Origin of the sequence: Paenibacillus qinlingensis, from assembly GCF_013204845.1 — a bacterium.
In the GTDB taxonomy this organism is placed as follows: domain Bacteria; phylum Bacillota; class Bacilli; order Paenibacillales; family NBRC-103111; genus Paenibacillus_E; species Paenibacillus_E qinlingensis.
In genome coordinates this window covers 1-21247 of sequence record NZ_JABMKY010000014.1, presented here as the reverse complement: position 1 = coordinate 21247, position 21247 = coordinate 1, and the positions used below count along the sequence as shown (strand labels likewise).

The window sequence follows — 21247 nt, the reverse complement described above, 5'->3', positions numbered from 1 at the left end:
GAATAGAAGGCTGGGCCGCACGTAGATCATTCTACGGAGGCCCAGCCTTTTGTGTTAGGAGGAATCGTGGCACAGCTCCCTACAATTGACTCCTACGCACACCCGCGTAGGCCATAAGGATCCCGATCGTGAAGCATACCAGGGCTGCTAGCATAAAGACACCATAACCATCTTCGACAGAGAGGTTATTGACAATCACCATCGAAGAGTTAGCGAGAACGAATGCGCTCACGATCAAAGCAGGCATCGTCTTCCGAAACATGCCGAAGTACAGTGGGATTAAGGACACACTTGCACAGGTGAAGGCGAAGATGACCATGCGAATCGCCTCTGCCATCAGCCGATCATGCGTCAGCGTATCGGTCATGTAATGAAAATGTGAATTGGCAATCAGGAGTGAGATCACCACGAAAATATTGTTAAATAACTCTGTGGCGAAGGTCCAAGCTCCGATAATGATCAACTTGGCCAAGAAAATCATATTTCGAGGCACGGGGTAAGCGAAGAGGAGAGTAATCGTTTTATTCCGGTACTCGTCAATGATCATTCGGGACATGAGGACGGAAGCGAAAATGATAAAGGTAATGCCGGAGTAGTTCATAATACTCTGGAAAACGCGGTCATAGGTTCGCACTTCATTATTCGGCACGTCGCTGCCAATGACCCATAGTGCTACTAGGAGATTGGTGATTACGGCGCCAAACAATAGCCCTCGCCACTTCGTTTTCTTCAGTTCCAGCTTAATGAGCTTCCAAAGCATTACGGCTGCCTCCTTCGATGACCCCGAGGAAATAGTCTTCGAGCGAGCGGGTCTTTTTGTTCAGCGCCTCGACGCCTATCTCATGCTGCACGAGTAGGCGATTCAGCTCTACAGGTGCAAGGCGGGAATCATAGATTCGTATGGCGCTGTGGTCCATGATTTTATAATTAACGATAGCAAGCTTATCCTCCAGGACAAGTACAGCACGCGGTACATCGGTCACGACAATCTCTGTATATTCGTTATGTCTTCCACGAACCTGTTCCATGGAGACCTCTTCGAGCAGCTTGCCATGGTTGATGACACCAATCGTATCGGCCAATTGCTCAATTTCCTGTAAAATATGGCTAGATATGAGCAATGTCATGCCAAATTCCTTGCTTAACATGCGAAATAGATCGCGGATTTCACGAATCCCCGATGGATCCATGCCATTCACAGGCTCATCGAGGATGAGCAGTTCGGGCTTCGTGCAGATGGCCCGGCCAATGCCAAGACGCTGCTTCATACCTAGTGAGAAATCCTTCACGGGCTTATTGCCAATGTCGGGTAGTCCAACGAGATCCAGTGTTTCGCGGATAGCATTTTTATCATAGTAGCCCATATATTCGCAGTGCAGCTCCAAATTAGCGCGTGCAGTCAGATGGTCATAGAAGATCGGATACTCAATGATGCTGCCCATCCGTTTCATGGTTTCGTAAGAGTGGGGGGTTAGTGGAGCCCCGAATAATTCAATTTCTCCGCTAGTTGGTGGGATGAGATTCGTAAGCATACGCATGACCGTTGTTTTGCCAGCACCATTCGGGCCGAGGAAACCGTAGATTTCGCCACGACGCACGCGCATGTTGACACCGGAGACAACATCGGCTTTTTTGTACCGTTTAGACAATTGTTTCGTTTGCAGAATAAAGCTCATCACATGGGATTCCTTTCAAAAGCGGATAATGGGAAAACGGACCGTAAATACGGTTTTCACATGGGGAATACTATGCAGGGAAATACTCCCTTCCATGAGTTCAACTAACCGCTTCGTAATCGTGAGACCTAAGCCGCTGCCCTGATAGGCCTGGTTTCTGGAATCCTCCAGCGTGTAAAGCCGCTCGAAGACATTCAAGCGATCGCGCTCATGAATCCCCTTACCTTGATCCCACACATCGATATAGACGTTAGTCTCATCCTGTCGCAGCGTGATGCCAATCATGCCCCCGTCGTTTCCATAACGAATGGCGTTGGAGAGTAGATTTTGCAGCACTCGTCCGATTGCTTCCGAATTACCATAGGCATAGATCGGCTTCTCTGGAATCGTTACTTCAACTTCCAGTCCCTGTGACTCAATCATTTCGTAGTAGAAAAGAATGCCGTTCCGGCAGGCCTCGCTCAGATTAATTTTGGATAAAGGGAGGGGGCGATCGCCGGATTCCAGTCGTGCCAGATCGAAAAATTGATTCGTCAGATTCAAAATATCGAGCGTTCTCTCGTGAACCTTGAGGGAGAGTCGCTTCCGCTCCTCTTCGCTGGCCGTTAGATCATGTGCAAGGGTCTCTGTCAGACCCAGCACAACCGTAAGCGGTGTTTTTAAGTCATGGGACATGTTCGCAACCATTTTCTTGATCGCATTTTCCATGCGGGTATAGTCGGCTTCCACTTTGCGATTGGCATCGAGGAGTCGGTTTATGGCAATGAGTAAGCGCTGGAGCTGGGTAGAATTGGTATGGATATGAACTTTCTCTGAGGATTCCTGATCGAGAATATCGGTCAGTTTCGTTTGCAAATAACGAAGATGACGCGATTGGTCGATTCTGATCTTCAATTGAATGAAGATTATGATCCCAAGAAGGATACACAGGATGGGCCACACGATGTCCATATCAGAAATCCCCCATTTTGTAACCAATCCCCCATACGGTCTTGATGTACCGCGGGTGTGCAGGATCGTCCTCAATCTTTTCTCGTAAGCGGGAAATATGGACCTGAATCGCATTCACATCGTCATAATAAGCGTCATTCCATACCGAGCGATAGATTTGTTCCTTGGAGAAGGCGCGTTTGGGATGAGACATTAACAGCTTTAAGATCAGAAGCTCCTTGGCCGTGAGGTTGAGGGGCGAGTCGTTTTTGGTCACGAGATGCTCATCGGGATGAAGCGTCAGCTCATGAATACGCAACAGGGCTTGCTCAGCAGCTGGTGCAGAAGGACTGGCATATTGCGAGGCCCGCCGCAAAATGGCTTTTACACGTGCTGACAACTCAATAAGGGAGAATGGCTTCGCCAAATAGTCATCTGCCCCAAAGCCGAGACCCAATGCTTTCTCAACATCACTATCCTTCGCGGACAAAATGAGAACAGGCACCGTACTTCCGCTCCGCACTCTGCGCAGTACCTCCATGCCATCGACGCCAGGCAGCATCAGATCCAGCAGAATCATATCAAAAGCTTCCTCGGCAAAGAGCCGCAGCGCCGCCTCCCCATCAGGGGCATGTCGAACGGTGAGACTCTCTTTGGTTAAATGGCCCAGGACCATTTCAGCAATTGCCGGGTCATCTTCTACAAGCAAAATGTGATTAGGCATATTAGTTCCACCTTTATGTCATATGCTTCAAGTATACTGCTTTGTCCACTCATAATGAAACAGATGCGGTTTATATCGAAACGTCGCGCTTCGCGAACACATACCAAGACAGAGCGAGGAATAGCAGTTGATAACAGGCCAACATCACTAATGAAAAAGATAAGGACATACTGCTCATTAGCGGCCTGCCGTCCACATAACTCAACAAATTCGTGTTGGCGAAAATCAGAAATTTGGACCATTCAAAAGGCTTGAGAACATAGGCTAACTGACCGCTGGTTAGTAAGAAAAACAAGGAAATCCCGATGGCCATGGAGCTTGCACGAAACACAGAAGAGAACATGAAGGCCAGTGTGACCATAACGATCATTTCGATGCCGCTGTAGCCGATAGCCTTCCAAGAATAAACGGCATTTGTGAATGCAGCCCCATCATGAAGCTCAGAAGCGCCGCCAAATCCGAAAAACATGCCACCCATAAGAATAGTGGTGAATAAAAGCAACAGCATAAGACCCAACCCGAACAATAGTACGGTCGCGAACTTGGAAAGTAAGATCGTTGAGCGGCTGAAGGGGCGGATCAGCAGTAATTTAATCGTACCGCCGGAGAACTCGGAGGCAACAATGCCCGCGGCAACGATAATCGTAAACAGTGTGACAATATCCATGAGATTGGGAATGGCGGAAAGGCACAAATCTAAGAACTCCCACACATTGTTCACGGCAAGCTCATCTTGGTCTGCATATTTACAAAGCAGGGCTACCGCAATAACAAGTATCGGAATGAAGGCAATCATGACCCAGGTTCCGATTTTGGTGAAGATTTTAATACCTTCATTTTGACGAGTTTGGTGAAGTTAAGCATAGTGGGCAACCTCCGTAAGCTCGATATATTTTTCTTCGAGTGTTTGTGTGTTCGTCTGCGTCTGAAAATCTGCCAGCGCAAAGGTCGTACGCAATTGTCCTTCGGTCACGACGCCGAAGCGGTCGCACATTTGCTCCATTTCCGCGAGCAGATGAGAGGACACCATCACTGCGATGCCCTCTTCAGCGGCTAGCTTGCGGACGAGCTGGCGCATTTCACGGATGCCTGCCGGGTCGAGACCGTTGGTCGGCTCATCGAGGATGAGCACGGCGGGCTCGTGGAGCAGGGCCTGGGCGATTCCTAGCCGCTGGCGCATGCCGAGCGAGTACGTCTTCACCTTATCGTGGATACGGGCGGTGAGCCCGACGAGGTGCACGATCTGGTCGATGCGGCTCTGCGGGATATTGCCATCCATGCGAGCGAATTGCTTTAGATTTTGCATCCCGGTGAGATGCTTGTAGAGCTCGGGATTCTCGATAATCGCACCAACGTGTCGAATCGCTTCCCGGAAGCTTGTGCGAATGCTGAGGCCGTTAATCGCGACATCACCGTCGCTCATGCCGATGAGGCCGACCATCATGCGGATGGTCGTTGTTTTTCCTGCGCCATTGGGCCCGAGGAAGCCGAATACTTCGCCAGGAAAAAGTTCAAAACTAATCTGATCCACGATGTTCTTATGTCGAATCCGCTTCGTCAGATTACGTACTTCGACAACGGGTTGTATGTTCAACTTGTTCATATGCGTTACCTCCAATAAGTTTCATACGCTTATCTTACTAGACACATCATGCAAGACTCTTTCCTAAACCTTACGAAAGTCTTTCGAAGTGGATCAACATTCTCGCTACACGCTTGGAGCGCTCCCCAAACGCAATTTACTGGAAAACATACAGCTATTTCCGCTGAATTCAGCCCATTTCTCCGATTTACTGGAAAACCTACAGCTAATTCGATGCCATATGCTCCATTTGAGCCAAAAACAAAGGAATTACCTGTATGAAATCCATCTAATCATCCATTCGAGGCTACAAGGGCGAAAATAGCTGGAGGTTTTCCAGCTAATCATCTTCACAAGCTAGCCCTCAACGTTCCTCCCCGTGGTAAACATTGCATGTGCATCCCCCGCTGGGTTCATACTAATCAAAAAGCGTTCCTCCTAGCGGTACGGTAACGGACGAATGCGCTGATCAGGAGGTGACACCGTGCGAATGCGGAATAAAGGCTGGACGTTCGGCCTGCTGGGCTTATTTCTTGTTTTTTGCTATGTGATGCTGCAATTTCTCATATCCACGATGCATATTGGACAGCTAGTGGGACAGATGGAGCCACATAGCGAGGCTGAGAAGCCGCTGTTCAAACACATTGTGCTCATCGCGCAAGAGTTGGACAACCCATTCTGGCGAACGGTGGAGAAGGGCGCGAGCGAAGCCGCAGCAAGCCGTGGTATGAAGATTGATTACTTGGGTCCAATTCGTATCAATCCAGAGGAGCAGATGAGTCTGCTGGAGAAGTCGATAGCAGCTAAGCCCGATGCCCTTCTTGTGCAAGGGATCAAGGAGCCGCAGTATGATCTGTTGATCAGCAAAGCGATCGATCAAGGCATTCCAGTGATTACGTTAGATGCCGATGAACCGAACAGCCGAAGATTGACCTATGTGGGCACGGATAATCGGGAAGCCGGTAGACGGATGGGGGAACTCGTAGCGGGAGCCGCAACCGGCAAGGGGCGAATCGGTGTCATTATTGGAAGTGAGCAGGCGGAGAATCAACAGCAGCGTTTAGAGGGATTCCGCGATGGTATTGCGGATATGCCGCATTTTGAAATTATAGATATTCGCTCATCGCATATATCTCGGATTCAGGCGGCCAAACAGGCGGAGGCGATGCTCAAGCAATATCCCGCCATACAGACGATGGTGGGCTTCAGCTCTTTAGACGCGGCAGGCATCGCGGAAGGGGTGAAAGCAGCGCATCGGGATGGCACGCTCGTGTTCGGCTTCGATGATGTGGCAGCGACGAAGCAGGGAATCAGCCAAGGAAGCATCAAGGCTTCCATTGTGCAGCAACCGTATGAAATCGGTTCGCTAGCCGTACAGCTACTAGCTTCTCATTTCCTAGGTAGCGCATTACCTCCGCAGGAGGTTACAGGCACGTACATCCTCGATGCGACGACGCTAACGCCTGCGAGTTCCCCGTGAATATACGTCGCATGTTGTTTATCGTGCTGCCTGCGCTGTTTATTTTGAATAACGCCGTGGCTTATTTCATCTTTCATAGTGGCAGATCCGTACAGGAAAGCTATAATGTTATGCTCAATCGGGTATTATTGTACAAACAAATTGCCGGGCAAACGCAGGACAATCTTCGTGCTATGAACGGATACATCGTGGACCGAAGCGAGGACAGCAGGTTGGCCTTTTTACGCCAGAAGGAGGCGTTGGAGGTATTGCAGCAGAAAATAGCTTCACAAAACACGATTCCAGCGACCGACCTCACGTTCCGCAGCTATACCCATATGGTCTATACCTTCATGACACAAGAAGCAGGCGTGATCCAAGCAACCAGCAGTCCAGATCCGCTAGCGTATACGGCCTTTTATGAAGAAGCAGAACGGACAGCGACTTTCATACAGGAGGAAGGCTACCAACTGATTGATTTGGAGTTGAGCTACTATCAGCCGCTCTATCGGCAAATTCTGATCCAAACGGAGGGGATGAATCACTGGGGTGTCGTTATTTTCATCCTTACTACCTTGATCAGTATCGTGCTGGCCTATCGCATTTCACTCGGTATCTCGCGCCCAATCAGACAGCTAGCACACGTGGCGCAGCGAATGTCGGACGGTGATCTGCATGCTCCGATCCCTCCATTGCCGGAAGACCATGAGTTTGGCGTCTTAGCACGAGCGTTTGGACATATGCAGGATAATCTCAAAGCGCTTATTGTGAAGGAAACGGAAGGATTGGAGAAGGACAAGCAGTTGAAAGAAATGGAGCTCGAGGTGTTGCAAAATCAAATGAACCCGCACTTTCTCTTCAATTCCTTGAATGTGTTGTCCAAGCTTGCCCTATTGGAGGGTGCTGAGCAAACGAGTGATTTGACGGTCACGATGTCGAATTTGCTCCGCTATAATTTGCGAAAGCTAGATCGACCTGTGCGGCTTAGGGATGAGGTAGAGCATGCCAAACAATATTTTACCATTCAGCAAGCTCGGTTCCGCAATCGCATTCAGTTTGTGATGGAGATTGATGAGGGCGGACTGGACGTTCCCGTACCGATGCTGACGCTGCAGCCTATTCTCGAAAATGTGTTCGTGCACGGTATAGAGGGGATGGAGGCAGGAGCTGTCATACAGCTCACGATTACACAAGGAGACGACGAAACGCTAGTCGCGATCTCGGACAATGGGGTGGGGATGAGCGCGGAGATTCGCGAAGCGCTGCTGGATGTGGACGGGGAACCTCAGGTTTCCCGCGCCAATGGCCAGTCCACAGGTTTAGGAACACGAAATGTGTTCAAACGATTAGCTTTATTTTATGGCCAAAAGGATCTCGTGCGCATTGAAAGTGATCCTGGCCGAGGGACGAAGGTCGTCTTGCGGCTGCCGGCCGAAGGAAAGGGGGTTGGAGATGTATCGTTTACTGATCGCCGATGATGAAGCGTTAGAGAGAGAAGGCATCGAATGGATCGTGGGCCGCATGATGCCAGATACATTCGAGGTCATTCATGCGGAGAATGGCCGCATTGCGATTCAACAAGCGGACGAGCACCGCCCCCACATCATCCTCATGGACATCCGAATGCCGGGTATTCAGGGGTTGGAAGCATTGAGAGAAATCAAAGCGGGACATCCTCAGACGAAAATGGTGCTAGTGACCGCCTACGAGCAATTCGAGTATGCCAGAGAAGCCCTTTCTTTAGGGGTCAAGGACTATCTAGTCAAACCTGCCAAACGGGATCAGATTGTTGAGCTCCTACAGCGCTTAGTTGCGGAAATTGAGCAAGAAGGGCGGAAGCGGGAGGGTGAGCTCGCGATGCGGGATAACTATTTTCAGCTGCTTCCACTGGCTGAGACGGAAATGGCGCTAGTCATTATGTCCGATCCTGTGAATGAAACGGATGCCGGGTATTTGGCGGATATTTTGGAGATATCCACGGAACAGGGATGTGCACTAGTCCTTGCTCTGCCAGAGCTTGGGCCTATATCCGATAAGGAAGTGGGCACCACGAAGAAGAAAATCTACGAAACCGTCAAAACTTTCACAAAAGGTTATCTCAAGAATCGCGTCGGATGTGTCGTTAGCTCGATGGTGCATTGGCATATGGCCATCTTTCTCGTGGACCGTGCTCCGTTGACTGCTGAGGTTCTGCGGGAAGAAGCTGCATCCTTAGGCGCGAAGCTCGTGGAACATCTGCGTCAGGCACGCGGCATTGACGTCAATATCGGCATCGGTTCGATTCGATATGAGTTAGAGGGAATCCGCACGTCCTACTTTGAAGCCGTATTTGCAGCGACGTATGATAAAAAGTGGGGCAACGCGCGGTCCTTCGAGGAACTGAAAGGGCTCCCTGCGGAAGGGCAGCGAGGCTTGGCCGAACCGCGTACCGCCGACAATACATCGGAGCGCACTTACGTAGAGTTAGCCATTCGGCGAATCCGCGAGGAGCGTGAACAGCAAACATGGACGGTGCTAGATCGTGCGCTGACTTACATTCATGAGAAGCTTCAGGAGGACATTTCACTCGAGGATGTTGCTGAGCTTGTTCACTTGAATCCCCACTATTTTAGCAAAGTGTTCAAACAGCAAACTGGCGAGACTTTCATCGATTATGTGACACGGCTGCGCATTGAGAGGGCCAAGGAGCTTATTAGCGAGGGTCATTTTAGCCTGAAGGAAGTTTGCTATTTGGTCGGATATAAGGATCCGAATTATTTCAGCCGCGTGTTCAAAAAGGTGACAGGTGTTACCCCGACGGAGTACCGCACGGGGCTATAAGGAAAAATATTCCATGCTGGGCAAGGACTATTTTGCTATTTCCAGACAAGATTATGCTAGCCGGAGGCCTGGGAGAGGCGTGAGTCTGAGACGGATTATTTTTATGCTGGTATATCACAAATTAGTGCAGGGAAAGGTTCCCCAGCTGTCAGAAAACCCATGCTATAATGAGTCTCGCTTCACACAAAAGGTAAGATCAAAGACTCGCATGAAGATGCGGTAGACGTCAGAAGGGACCATCATTATGAGTGCACAAATAGACAATTCAAGTCAACATGTTAGCATAAAATTCGTCACACTCGTCTCCATCGTTGCTGCGCTCGGCGGGCTTTTGTTCGGCTTCGATACAGCCGTCGTATCAGGTGCTGTTGGTTTCATGAAAGAGCGCTTTACGCTTAGTGAAGTGGAGGTAGGCTGGGCGGTTTCCAGTTTAATTATTGGGTGCATCGTAGGTGCAGCGGCATCTGGTATCCTAAGTGATCGTTTCGGTCGGAAAAGGGTGCTCATTGCAGCTGCACTGCTGTTTATCATTGGCTCTATCGGCTCTGCAATCCCTGATACGTTTACGGGGTATATTATTGCCCGTATCATTGGCGGACTTGGCATTGGGATCACCTCAACGCTTTGCCCGCTGTATAACGCGGAAATCGCACCTGCGAAATATCGCGGCCGACTGGTGGCATTGAACCAATTTGCTACGGTGACAGGGATATTCCTCGTGTATTTCATCAATACCAGCATTGCGAATCATTCCGATGAGGCCTGGAATATTGCGTCGGGCTGGCGTTGGATGTTCGGTTTCGGGGCATTTCCTGGCTTAATATTCTTAGTACTGCTATTCTTCGTACCCGAAAGCCCAAGATGGTTAATCAAGCAAGGAAGAGCTGCCGAGTCACTTCCAATCTTGCTGCGCATTCATGGGGAAGAACTAGCCAAAAAAGAAGTAATGGAGATCAAGGAATCTTTTAAACAAGAAAATGGCTCCATTCGCCAACTGTTCAGCCCGGCACTGCGGCTTGCGTTAATCGTCGGTGTGGGTTTGGCCATTCTCCAGCAAGTGACGGGCATCAACGCCGTTATGTACTATGCGCCTGAGATTTTCAAACAAACGGGCACAGGCACGAATGCCGCGCTGACGCAGACAATTCTAGTCGGATTAATCAACTTTCTCTTCACAATCCTTGCGATATGGCTCATCGATAAAGTGGGCAGGAAGGTACTGCTGCTGGTCGGTTCGGCTTCCATGACGATCTGCTTGGCGGTGATTGGCATCGCGTTCCACACGGGTCACACATCAGGTAATCTTGTACTCGTCTTTATCCTACTTTACGTAGCTTCCTTCGCGGTGTCCTTAGGGCCTGTTGTATGGGTGATCATGTCCGAAATTTTCCCGAATCGTATTCGCGGCAAAGCAACAGCTATCGCATCGATGGCACTGTGGATCGCAGATTATGTCGTCTCGCAGACGTTCCCTCCACTGCTTAGCTCTGCTGGTCCAGCGATAACCTTCTGGATCTTCGGCATCCTTTCCTTGGTGACGTTCGTCTTCACCATGCGAGTTGTGCCTGAAACGAAGGGCAGATCACTGGAAGAAATCGAGTCCCTATGGTCCGCGAAAAAAGCATAAAAGCATGAACAGAAAGGCCGGGGCCCTAACCTCGGCTTTTTTGCTATGCATGCGAAGGAACTCCTCCATTTGGTGCTATTTCTTGATTTAAACCCGCATCTACAGGTAAGATGAAGCTAGGACACTCGGTTGTACTTTTTGATAGGACAAAATGGAGGAGGCATCATATGATAGCTGATCTGCAATCCGCTCAAGGAGGATATTTGGCTCGTTATGAGCGTCATTGGCAGCATGATGTGAAGGAAGTCTGGTCATGGTTGACGGAAAATGACAAGCTCACGCAGTGGTTTCCCGAGTTAGAGGTGGGCGAACTCCGTGAAGGCGGAGTGATAAAGTTCAATATGCCTGACGGGACAGTTATTCCTATGGACATTCTGGAGTTTAGCCAAGACCAGGTGTTGGCTTTTACATGGGATAAGGATCGCGTTCGTTTCGAACTTCATGCGGAGTCAGACGGTGGATGTCATCTCGTGTTCAGTGAGTACTTACATCAAATAACGGAACACACGCCAAGAGATTTGGCTGGGTGGCACGTGTGTTTAGATGTGATTGAGGCGTTACTAGCGGGTAGAACGATTCCCTCACGTAAGGATATGTGGAATGGTTGGTATGTGAAGTATAAGCAGTTAACAGACGCAGTTCTGACGAATCAGGCGTAATACATAAGTAATACATACTTGAATATGGGGATAACGGAGGCGAAATCATGAAGGCATTATTTATTGGCGGCACCGGCACTATCAGCTCGGCGATTACGAGACAATTGCTAGCCGCAGGTTGTGAACTATATTTGTTGAACAGAGGGACGCGCAATGCGGACTTACCAGAAGGTGCACGTATCCTGCAAGCGGACATTAACGACGAGGAGCGCGTGGCAAAGCTGATCGCGGACTTATCGTTTGATGTTGTCGCGGATTTTATCGCATTCGAGCCGTCCCAGCTGGAGCGGGATTACCGACTTTTTCAAGGCAAAACGAAGCAGTTCATCTTTATCAGCTCGGCTTCTGCGTATCAGACACCTTTATCTGATTACCGAATCACGGAAGGAACGCCATTATCCAACCCCTTATGGGCTTACTCCAGAAACAAAATCGCTTGTGAAGAGTACTTAGTGAAGCAGTATAGGGAACAAGGATTCCCGATTACAATTATTAGACCGAGTCATACGTACGATGAGCGCTCCATCCCTCTTGGTGTACATGGTACAAAGGGGAGCTGGCAGGTAGCTAAGCGCATGCTGGCGAATAAGCCTGTGATCATCCACGGCGACGGAACATCCTTATGGACGATGACCCACAACAGTGATTTTGCCAAAGGGTTCATTGGACTCATGGGCAATCTTCATGCCATTGGGGAATCTGTTCATATCACATCCGATGAGACATTGACGTGGAATCAGATTTACGAAGCGATCGCTGATGCGCTTGGCGTGAAGCTTCACGCGGTGCATGTGGCGTCTGAATTCCTCGATGCTAGCAGTGCTCAAGACTACCGTGGAGGCTTGCTTGGAGATAAAGCGAACTCCGTTGTTTTCGACAACGCGAAGTTGAAGCGGCTTGTGCCTGAATTCGTGGCTACAACGCGATTTGATCAAGGGGTAAAACGGACGATTGCTACGATTTTGGCTAACCCTGAGCTGCAGCGGGAAGATCCGGAATTCGATGTGTGGTGCGACAAGGTCATAGGAGCGCTAGAGTCTGCGAAGAAAGCGATTCTTGCGTAAAAGAAGAGGCACCCTGAGGGTGCCTTTTTATATGTTATGGGGTTTGGGTCAGCGATGCTTACCCAATATGTGCGCCTAGGAAATCACACTTCACGTGATTTCCCGCCCACCGTTCGCTGCCCCTGCCCACCGCGCCGATCCGACTAAATGGAAAACATACAGTTAAATCTTGCGAATTCTTCCGAAATCAACGATTAGATGTAAAATATGTAGTTAAATCACCCGTTTTCATCAATTTCCTCTCGAATTCTTCAAATTAGATGGATAATTTCCAGTTATTTTACTGAAAGACGAATAAGAGTTGAAATTAGCTGTATAAATTACAGTTAATCTTTTGTTCGGCCGGAGGATGCCAGCAAGAATGGGTTCAAGGATGCTGCCGTATACAAAAAGGGACGTACTTCTCAAGTACAGTCCCTTTTTGTGTATTCTCCATAAACGCTCCCGTCCTTGAAGGACGGCGGAGGCGTTTATCTAAATCAGAATATCCAACGTTCCGTTGGGATTCGTGTTCACTTTTTTGCTGGCAGCGCTGTTCGGGCCGGAAGGGTTGTTCGAGTTCCTAGCGCCGGAATCGTGTTGGCTAGAGCTACCGCTGCTGCTGTTGGATTTCGAGCTCATCTGCGCGATCTGCTGATCAATTTGCTGGATCTGTTGCTGGATGAGCTGTACCTTACGCTCTTTCGTCTTTTGATCGTCCTTGCTCTGCTGTTCCTTCGTTAGTTCGGCTTGCAGCTTGGCTTTTTGTTTTTCAAGGGCAGCTGAATCCGTTGAGCTGGAAGTGAAGGAATACGAACTGCTAGTGGATGTCGTTGAGGCTATGGATATCGACATGATGTTTTGAGCCTCCTTTCTAGGTTCAGTTTGGACATGTTGGGAAGCCCACAGGCGACTGTGACATACCAAATTGAGGAAACGCTGAAGGTGGACTGAGGATTTGCTTAAAATTGAGATCGGATGTGGCAATCGGTAACTTACTCACCTTATTTGAAGTGGAATCCGTATAATGGATATATAAGGACATGGATTTGAAAGGCGGATAACGATGTCGAATTTGATTAGAATCGGACTCTTTTCCAAAATTGCACAGGTGACCATACGCACCCTTCGCCATTACGATGAGCGCGGCTTATTAAAGCCTGCTTATATCGATAACGCGACCAGCTATCGGTATTACACGTATGAGCAGCTAACTCGAATTCATCATATCGTGGTGCTGAAAGAGACGGGGTTTTCGTTAGATGAGATCGTGACGATGATCGATCAAGCAATCACCATGGACGACATGAAGCAAATGATGCACAAGAAGAAAGCGGAGCTAGCGAATCAAATAGAGGAAGCTGCACAACAAATGGCGCGTATTGAGTCTAGATTGCACCAACTAGAACGACTGGGTGAGAAACCTGCGTATGAGGTTGGGATTAAGCAGGTACCAGCGCTCTATATAGCCGGGCTTCGCCGAATCGTACCTCGCGTACAGGATATGCCCGTCTACCGCTGTCAGATGTTCGAGGAGCTTGAAGAAGGGCTGGGGGGTCAGGCATGGATCGGGCATATGCAGCAAGAGTACGTTCTGTATCATATGACGGAGTTTATCGAGGAGAATTTCGACATTGAAGTGGGATTTAGCTTTGATTCATTAGCCCGCCTACGCCCAACTAGCCCCCTCACCGTATATGAAATTCCAGCTGAGCCCATGGTAGCAAGCCTTATTTACAAAGGGCCTTTCATGGGTGTTGGCGAGGGGATTCTGGCGCTTTTTACATGGCTTGGAGCAAATGGCTATGCACAAACCGGCCCGGTTCGGGAGCTGCACCTATTCGGAAGAGAAAACCATCTTCACGATTACAACAATGTAGTCGTGGAACTTCAAGTGCCTATATCCCAATAAAACAATAAACGGTCCAACAATTTGTAGATATCTCTTGACTCTCTCGTTACGGTAGACAATATCGTTAGGGTATCGAAAACGAGGGGGCATGATGAATGAGTAATCAAGTGCATGTGATTGTTGGAACGGGGCCACTAGGGATGGCGGTCATGCGGGAGTTAAAGCGGCGCGGGGTTGAACGTATACGCATGGTAAATCGCAGTGGGAGATTGTCTGAGACGGCAGCGGTGGAAGTAGCCAAAGGGGATGCTTCCCAACTTGCTGATGCAGTGGCGCTGTGTAAGGATGCTGCTGTGGTCTATCACTGTGCTCATCCGGGCTATACGAACTGGCCGACCCAATTCCCCGGCCTTACCCGAGGGATTATGGCAGGTGCTGCTGCCGCTGGTGCGAAGCTGATCTATGGTGACAACCTGTATATGTATGGCCAAGCAAATCAACCTCTGACTGAGAACCTACCACACCTAGCTACTGGCAAAAAAGGGCAAACACGCGCCCAGATGGCGGAGGAGTTGCTGCTAGCGCATCAATCGGGGAAGGTCCGCGTGGCGATTGGCCGCGCATCGGATTTCTATGGGCCTGGGGTTAAGCAGTCCTCCCTAGGGGAGCGCGTCTTTGGCTTCGCCTTGAGCGGCAAGCCTGTAGGTTTGTTAGGTAACTTGGATGTTCCGCATACCTACACGTACATTGACGACTTCGCCAGAGGCCTCGTGACGCTTGGTCATGAGGAACGTGCGCTGGGTGAGGTCTGGCATCTACCAAGCGCGAAGACGCACACAACCCGGCAGATGCTCGAGTTGATTTTCGATGAACTAGGTACAGCAAGCAAAATTAGCGCATTATCTCGAGGTATGGTGACGATGATCGGACTCTTTCATCCCATGTTGAGGGAGCTCAAAGAGGTTCTCTACGAGTTTGAACATCCCTTCATCGTGGATCACAGCAAATTTGAGGCGGTCTTTGGCCCGCAAACGACGACTCCGCATGAGGAAGCTATCAGGCATACCGTGCGATGGTATAAGGATAGGATGCAGGAGGAGCGGGTTGGGTAGGGCATAGCACTGGGTGCCATGTTCCCACTTCGCACACAACTCGGAGCCTCCCACAACCCAAGAAGGCACCCATTCCGGGTGCCTTCCTCTTTAATAACCGTCCGTCCGCTGCCCAGCGGACTCCGCCAATTCAGCTCCAGCCTTTGCGGCGGCTGAACCCAAGTGCTCCAGCTCAATCTTCGCTTGAGCGAGACCCTCAGACACACGCCGTCCGTAATCCGGATCGGCCTGCTCGAAATAGCTGATCATGTTCGCCTGTATCACAGGCTTACAGATCTTCAAAGCATCCACCAAATTCGCGATCAACTCATCGCGCTCCCAATCCTCGAACTTGCGGTACGTATCGCCAGCCTGCCCAAAATCATTAGTGCGGCTTATCTTCTCGCGAACTAAGCGATCATTATACATCGGCTGATGCTCTTTACCCGAAGGCGCCGCTTCCTGCAACCCGCCGAGCGAAGAGGGCTCGTAGTTGACATGCGGGTTTTGCCCGGGAGCTTTGTCCACCATCAGCGTCATCTGCCCATCCCGCTGGTTCGTGGCAACTGGCGACTTCGGCGCATTGATCGGCAGCTGGAGGTAGTTCGTTCCCACACGATAGCGCTGTGTATCCGAGTAAGAGAAGGTCCGCCCCTGCAGCAGCTTATCGTCCGAGAAATCGAGGCCATCGACGAGAACCCCCGTCCCGAAAGCGACCTGCTCTACCTCAGCGAAATAGTTCTCCGGATTGCGATCTAGTACCATTTTGCCAACTTTACGGAAAGGTATCTTCTCATGATCCCACAACTTCGTCGGATCGAGCGGATCGAAATCGAGTTCAGGGTGCTCGTCGTCACTCAAAATCTGCACACAAAGCTCCCACTCCGGATAATCCTCCCGCGCAATTGCTTCATAGAGGTCCTGCGTGGCATGGCTGATGTTTTTGCCCTGGATCGCCTCGGCTTCTGACTGTTTCAGGTTCTTCATCCCTTGCTTCAACGGCTCCCAATGGTATTTCACAAGCACGGCATCCCCGTTCTGATTGACCCATTTGTACGTATTGACGCCAGAACCCTGCATCTGCCGATAGTTGGCTGGAATGCCCCATGGCGAGAAGAGGAAAGTAATCATGTGCGTCGCTTCCGGCGAATTCGAGACGAAGTCGAACATTTTCTCCGGGTTCTGCAGGTTTGTGACCGGGTCTGGCTTGAACGCGTGCACCATGTCTGGGAATTTCAATGGATCGCGGATGAAAAAGATTTTTAAATTATTGCCGACTAAGTCCCAATTGCCATCCTCGGTATAAAATTTCGTCGCGAAGCCGCGCGGATCCCGCAATGTTTCTGGCGAGTATGTACCATGTATCACGGTCGAGAACCGAACAAACACAGGGGTACGCTTCCCCTTCTCTTGAAATAGCTTAGCCCGCGTATACGTAGAGACCGGCTCGTCGCCGACCGTCCCATACGCCTCAAAATACCCGTGGGCCCCAGCGCCGCGCGCATGCACCACACGCTCTGGAATTCGCTCCCGATCAAAATGGGAAATCTTCTCGATGTAATGGTAATTCTCGAGTGTTGACGGCCCGCGATTGCCAATTGTGCGGATGTTCTGGTTATCCGATATCGGATGGCCTTGGCGGTTCGTTAGAGTCATATTGGTTGGATCAGATACATGATTCGGATCAATTTTGTCTTTGCTCATGTCGTTAAGCATCCTCCTAGCAGCAGTTACAAGTAACTTTTACCAATAGGAGGGAAATTATTCCTAGTAAAAAGCCCTCAATCACCTTCCGAAGAAGGAGCGAGGGCTTGCAAATTTACGCGATAGTTTCATCATCTTACATGGCTTAAAAGTCAAAATTATCTGGATCCGGGCCGACACGCAGATTCTGATTCATCCCACTGATCGCCGCCATATCCTCGTTCGTGAGCTCGAAATCAAAGATCGAACCATTTTCCAAGATGCGATGTTCTTTGGTCGATTTAGGAATGGTAACGATACCGCGCTGGAGATCCCAACGTAGGATGACTTGTGCGATGGATTTACCATATTGAGCAGCGATCTCGCTGAGCACGGGATTTTCTAAAAGCTGACCCTGCATGAGCGGTGACCAAGCTTCCAACTGGATGCCATGCTTTTTGCAGAAATCATGCAAGTCCGTTTGAGCGAGAAGAGGATGAAGCTCCACTTGGTTGACCATTGGTTTAATTGATCCAGACCCCATTACATCCTCCAAATGATGAATTTGGAAGTTGCTCACGCCGATTGCTTTAACGCGTCCTTCTTTGTAGAGCGTCTCAAGCGCGCGCCACGCCTCTACATATTTACCTTGAACAGGCCAATGAATGAGGTAAAGATCGAGATAGTCCAAGCCCAGTTTCTCCAAGCTCGCTTCATAGGCAGCAATCGTGGACTCATAGCCGAGATCGGCATTCCAGACTTTTGAAGTTACGAAAAGTTGATCTCTTGTTAGACCATGCTCCGCCATGCCTTCGCGAATCCCTTGGCCTACGCTGGCCTCATTGCCATAGATAGCCGCGGTATCGATGCTGCGATAGCCGAGTTTCATGGCTGATTTCACGGCTTGCACGACCTCTGGGCCGTCCTCTACCTTAAATACGCCGAGCCCTAGCCATGGCATAGTTACGCCGTTATGAAGAGTAGTTATAGCTTGTAGGTTGTTATGCATAGTGTTGTGCGAATGAGTTGTCATTGTGGTATTCCTCCTAAAATAGTTGCCTGTGTTGGTTGTGATGTTTTTCTTTGATCTGATTTTTCAAGCTTGCGACTCCAAACCGTGAGAATGACGGCACCGAAAACCATCGCTCCGCCTACCCATGTGGTATGGATGAGGCCGATGGAATCGGTAATGATGCCACCGAGGAATGCTCCTCCGGCAATACCAGCGTTGAAAGCCGCAATGTTAAAGGCAGATGCGACATCTTTGGCCTCTGGGGCGAATCGTTCCGCAAGCTGTACGACGTAGATTTGCAAGCCAGGGACATTCATGAATGCAAGCAATCCCATGAAAAAGATGGTGATTAAGCCTGCAGCTTTAAATGGCGCTGTGAACATAAAGAGAAACAGTACGACAGATTGTAAAAGAAACATGATGAGCAAGGCTTTGCTTGCGTTACGGTTCGCGGCGCGACCTCCAATGATATTGCCGATCGCAATGGCAACTCCATATAGGAGTAGTATTAGCGCTACTGTATGTTCTGCAAATCCTGTAATCTCATGTAACAATGGAGATAAATACGTGAATACCACGAATGTGCCGCCATAGCCTAAGGCTGTAATGGAGAATGCAAGCAGCAGTCGGCCATTAGTGACTAGCTTCAGCTGTGTACCAAGCGGTGTCCGGATTCCTTTGCGTAAATCGGAGGACACCAAGATCAGGTTTGCGATTAGGGCCACCACGCCAACGGCGACAATGGCGAAGAACGCAGCGCGCCAGCCAAGCTGCTGACCGAGATAAGTTCCGATCGGCACACCAGTTACGGTGGCGACGGTAAGTCCCGAGAACATCAGCGCAATGGCGCTGGCTCTGCGGTTCTCGGGCACGAGATCGGCGGCGATGGTCGAACCAATCGACATGAAGATACCGTGCGCCAGGGAAGATATGACGCGGGCGATCAACAGCACAACGATGCCACTTGCTGTGGCAGCCAATAGATTACCCGCGATGAACACGAGCATAATCCAGAGCAGCAGCGTTTTGCGTGAGACGGTCGAGGTTAGTGAAGTTAAGATCGGGGCTCCTAAAGTAACCCCTAACGCATATAACGTAACGGTTAGGCCTGCACCTGTGATGGATATATGAAGGTCTTCAGCAATGAGCGGAAGCAGTCCGACACTGATAAACTCGGTTGTGCCAATGGCGAAGGCGCTAACTGCAAGGGCAAGCAGCGCTAGTGTATTTCCTTTGGTTTCTTGTTTCATAGCTATCACTCCAAACTTGTATGTCCCGGCCGGTAAGTGCTATTATCAGACATAATAGTTAGATTGACCAGTACGTACTTTTTAGTACGGTAGGTACTTTTCAGTGCCTATAGCAAGGGATGGAGGGAAATCATCAGATGGCAAAAAAACTGTACAACATCTCTGTAGAAGCCACGCTGGAAGTGATTGGCGGGAAGTGGAAATGCGTCATTCTCTGCCATTTGACTCATGGCAAACGGAGAACGAGTGACCTCAAGCGATTGATGCCTAGAATCACTCAGAAAATGCTGACACAACAGCTTAGAGAGCTCGAAGACGATGGGATCGTGGATCGGATCGTGTACAATCAAGTGCCGCCTAAAGTGGAGTACGCGCTCAGCGAGTATGGTGCAAGCCTGAAACCAATCTTGGATTCGCTCTGCAATTGGGGAGAAACACATATCATCAAAGAATACGGAGATAAATTCGTTGTTCTGGAGGAAAATGTGCTGAATAAACGGGACGAAGAGGTCCTAGTTGATTAACTTATGGAGAAAGAGGTAGAAATGACATGAATACATCGATCAATCAGAAGGGCGATTCCCAAGTAGCTATCGTGGAGAGCACGGACATTCTCATCAGCAATGAGCAAGATGCGCTAGATTTGATGGCATCGATCCAATACTTGACAGGTTGCAATAAGTTTATTATTAATCAGTGGAATTTGACGGAGGATTTTTTTGAGCTGAAAACAAAGCTAGCAGGTGATGTTCTCCAGAAATACACGAACTATCAGATAAAGATGGCCGTAATCGGCGAATTCGATCAATATGACAGCAAAAGCCTCCGCGATTTCATCTACGAATGCAATCATGGCAAGCAATTCTTCTTCGTCGCAGACGAGCAGGCTGCTTTGGATGCTTTGCATGGCGTGAAGTAAGTGCTTAGCTGACGCCAAACATCTAACACGCACCAATTAACACCAACAAATTTAGCTACTCAACTAATTGGTTCGAACGCATACTTAGTCAGCACCAGCACCAGCACCAGCACCAGCACCAGCACCAGCACCAGCACCAGCACCAGCACCAGCACCAGCACCAGCACCAGCACCAGCACCAGCACCAGCACCAGAGCTGAATATCAATGTCCCTGCCCCTAACGTAAGCTCCACGCCCCGCGGCAACGAATAACTGGAAAAACTACAGCTAATCCTGCCTTTTTCTCGCCGAAACATGATTTAACTGGAAAACATGTAGCTAATTTGGCGGCTTCAAGCTGGATGAGTTCGAAACGCTGAAATTAGCTGTAGGAAATCCAGTTAATCTTATTTTTACCGCGGAATCAGCTGATTTAGCTGTACTTTTTACATCTAATTGCTGCTGGCATCGATGCGCGCAAAAGTGTACGCTATTGATGGATGGTGACAATGCAATGTTTTGGGCGTTGTGTTTCTGCCCCGCGCTGCCGCGAGTGCCCCTTCCAACCAACAAAAAAGCAGCGCAGGATACCCCGAGGCCACTGAAAAACTTACGCATTTTTCAGTGGCCTTTACGTATCAAAAAAGAAGACATCCGTTCCCTCTTTGGGGTCGGATGTCTTCTTTTTACTCCTAAGACCGCTGTTTCATTCGGTATTTTTAATCCGCTAACTTTAAGATCCGCTTCAGATTTACTGCGAAAATGGTCATTGCACCTTGCAATTGCATGGCAAGCAGACCCGAGGATGTGGCGACATCGTACCCGTGCCCGTGTTTGAGTTCACTGTTCTTCGCTTCAATCTTGTAGCGTTCCTTAGATTTCTCCTTGAAATACTCGCTTTCCTGAAATGCCTTTTGTTCGGAGTGTTCATCGGATTTAA

General features: G+C 49.5%; 21 protein-coding genes and 1 pseudogene. 10 read left to right on the top strand and 12 right to left on the bottom strand.

What is annotated here, in order from left to right:
* Nucleotides 1-79: 79 nt before the first annotated feature.
* The 6 genes and pseudogenes from HQN88_RS22620 to HQN88_RS22595 form a co-directional block, all read right to left on the bottom strand.
* A complete protein-coding gene (locus HQN88_RS22620) occupies nucleotides 80-760 on the bottom strand; it encodes an ABC transporter permease (protein WP_173116773.1) in 681 nt (226 codons plus the stop codon).
* Nucleotides 741-1676 carry an ABC transporter ATP-binding protein gene (locus tag HQN88_RS22615; protein WP_173116771.1) on the bottom strand — a complete coding sequence of 312 codons (936 nt, stop codon included), beginning with the start codon at nucleotides 1674-1676 and terminating at the stop codon, nucleotides 741-743. Before HQN88_RS22615 ends, HQN88_RS22620 begins: the two co-directional genes overlap by 20 nt.
* Nucleotides 1677-1691: 15 nt before the next feature.
* Nucleotides 1692-2627 (bottom strand): sensor histidine kinase, encoded by a 936-nt coding sequence (locus tag HQN88_RS22610; RefSeq protein ID WP_173116769.1) that lies wholly within the window; start codon nucleotides 2625-2627, stop codon nucleotides 1692-1694.
* Between the two features lies 1 nt (nucleotide 2628).
* Nucleotides 2629-3330: a response regulator transcription factor gene (locus HQN88_RS22605; RefSeq protein WP_274319750.1), complete on the bottom strand. Its 702-nt coding sequence runs from the start codon at nucleotides 3328-3330 to the stop codon at nucleotides 2629-2631.
* A gap of 70 nt (nucleotides 3331-3400) precedes the next feature.
* The gene (locus tag HQN88_RS22600; protein WP_173116767.1) at nucleotides 3401-4126 is read right to left on the bottom strand and encodes an ABC transporter permease; all 726 of its coding nucleotides are present in this window, start codon (nucleotides 4124-4126) and stop codon (nucleotides 3401-3403) included.
* Nucleotides 4127-4285: 159 nt separating this feature from the next.
* Nucleotides 4286-4918: pseudogene (locus tag HQN88_RS22595) on the bottom strand (ABC transporter ATP-binding protein); the annotation flags it as partial.
* 484 nt (nucleotides 4919-5402) lie between these two features.
* Here HQN88_RS22595 and HQN88_RS22590 point away from each other — a divergent pair.
* From HQN88_RS22590 to HQN88_RS22565, 6 genes are all read left to right on the top strand, one after another.
* The gene (locus tag HQN88_RS22590) at nucleotides 5403-6392 is read left to right on the top strand and encodes a substrate-binding domain-containing protein (RefSeq protein ID WP_173117082.1); all 990 of its coding nucleotides are present in this window, start codon (nucleotides 5403-5405) and stop codon (nucleotides 6390-6392) included.
* Entirely contained in the window at nucleotides 6389-7849 is a 1461-nt protein-coding gene (locus HQN88_RS22585; RefSeq protein WP_173116763.1) for a sensor histidine kinase, read from the top strand. The genes HQN88_RS22590 and HQN88_RS22585 overlap by 4 nt, the downstream gene beginning before the upstream one ends.
* On the top strand, nucleotides 7824-9191 hold the full coding sequence (locus HQN88_RS22580; protein WP_173116761.1) for a response regulator transcription factor: 1368 nt from the start codon (nucleotides 7824-7826) through the stop codon (nucleotides 9189-9191). Before HQN88_RS22585 ends, HQN88_RS22580 begins: the two co-directional genes overlap by 26 nt.
* A gap of 244 nt (nucleotides 9192-9435) precedes the next feature.
* Complete coding sequence (locus HQN88_RS22575; protein ID WP_173116759.1) at nucleotides 9436-10818, top strand: sugar porter family MFS transporter; 1383 nt, start codon at nucleotides 9436-9438, stop codon at nucleotides 10816-10818.
* Nucleotides 10819-10985: 167 nt separating this feature from the next.
* Nucleotides 10986-11477: an SRPBCC family protein gene (locus HQN88_RS22570; protein ID WP_173116757.1), complete on the top strand. Its 492-nt coding sequence runs from the start codon at nucleotides 10986-10988 to the stop codon at nucleotides 11475-11477.
* A 47-nt stretch (nucleotides 11478-11524) separates the two neighbouring features.
* Complete coding sequence (locus tag HQN88_RS22565; RefSeq protein WP_173116755.1) at nucleotides 11525-12541, top strand: SDR family oxidoreductase; 1017 nt, start codon at nucleotides 11525-11527, stop codon at nucleotides 12539-12541.
* A 474-nt stretch (nucleotides 12542-13015) separates the two neighbouring features.
* On the opposite strand, the gene HQN88_RS22560 is transcribed toward HQN88_RS22565, so the two are convergent.
* Nucleotides 13016-13375, bottom strand: coding sequence for a FlxA-like family protein (locus HQN88_RS22560; protein ID WP_216855790.1), 360 nt, complete (start codon nucleotides 13373-13375; stop codon nucleotides 13016-13018).
* A gap of 211 nt (nucleotides 13376-13586) precedes the next feature.
* Between HQN88_RS22560 and HQN88_RS22555 the strand changes: the two genes are divergently transcribed.
* Nucleotides 13587-14432 carry a MerR family transcriptional regulator gene (locus HQN88_RS22555; RefSeq protein WP_173116753.1) on the top strand — a complete coding sequence of 282 codons (846 nt, stop codon included), beginning with the start codon at nucleotides 13587-13589 and terminating at the stop codon, nucleotides 14430-14432.
* A 95-nt stretch (nucleotides 14433-14527) separates the two neighbouring features.
* Complete coding sequence (locus HQN88_RS22550) at nucleotides 14528-15484, top strand: NAD-dependent epimerase/dehydratase family protein (protein WP_173116751.1); 957 nt, start codon at nucleotides 14528-14530, stop codon at nucleotides 15482-15484.
* 90 nt (nucleotides 15485-15574) lie between these two features.
* Here HQN88_RS22550 and HQN88_RS22545 read toward each other — a convergent pair whose 3' ends face one another.
* The 3 genes from HQN88_RS22545 to HQN88_RS22535 all read right to left on the bottom strand — a co-directional run bounded on the left by HQN88_RS22545 (nucleotide 15575) and on the right by HQN88_RS22535 (nucleotide 19408).
* Nucleotides 15575-17167 carry a catalase gene (locus HQN88_RS22545; RefSeq protein ID WP_173116749.1) on the bottom strand — a complete coding sequence of 531 codons (1593 nt, stop codon included), beginning with the start codon at nucleotides 17165-17167 and terminating at the stop codon, nucleotides 15575-15577.
* A 145-nt stretch (nucleotides 17168-17312) separates the two neighbouring features.
* The gene (locus HQN88_RS22540; RefSeq protein ID WP_173117078.1) at nucleotides 17313-18155 is read right to left on the bottom strand and encodes an aldo/keto reductase; all 843 of its coding nucleotides are present in this window, start codon (nucleotides 18153-18155) and stop codon (nucleotides 17313-17315) included.
* 20 nt (nucleotides 18156-18175) lie between these two features.
* Nucleotides 18176-19408: an MFS transporter gene (locus HQN88_RS22535; protein WP_173116747.1), complete on the bottom strand. Its 1233-nt coding sequence runs from the start codon at nucleotides 19406-19408 to the stop codon at nucleotides 18176-18178.
* Nucleotides 19409-19545: 137 nt separating this feature from the next.
* On the opposite strand from HQN88_RS22535, the gene HQN88_RS22530 reads away from it, so the two are divergent.
* Both HQN88_RS22530 and HQN88_RS22525 read left to right on the top strand, forming a co-directional pair.
* Nucleotides 19546-19932: a winged helix-turn-helix transcriptional regulator gene (locus tag HQN88_RS22530; RefSeq protein WP_173116745.1), complete on the top strand. Its 387-nt coding sequence runs from the start codon at nucleotides 19546-19548 to the stop codon at nucleotides 19930-19932.
* A 26-nt stretch (nucleotides 19933-19958) separates the two neighbouring features.
* On the top strand, nucleotides 19959-20327 hold the full coding sequence (locus HQN88_RS22525) for a DUF4180 domain-containing protein (RefSeq protein WP_173116743.1): 369 nt from the start codon (nucleotides 19959-19961) through the stop codon (nucleotides 20325-20327).
* A gap of 84 nt (nucleotides 20328-20411) precedes the next feature.
* Here HQN88_RS22525 and HQN88_RS38150 read toward each other — a convergent pair whose 3' ends face one another.
* Entirely contained in the window at nucleotides 20412-20534 is a 123-nt protein-coding gene (locus tag HQN88_RS38150; protein ID WP_276510218.1) for a hypothetical protein, read from the bottom strand.
* 492 nt (nucleotides 20535-21026) lie between these two features.
* Nucleotides 21027-21247, bottom strand: a 221-nt coding sequence (locus HQN88_RS22515) for a transposase (RefSeq protein WP_173116741.1), incomplete at its 5' end; no start/stop codon positions are given.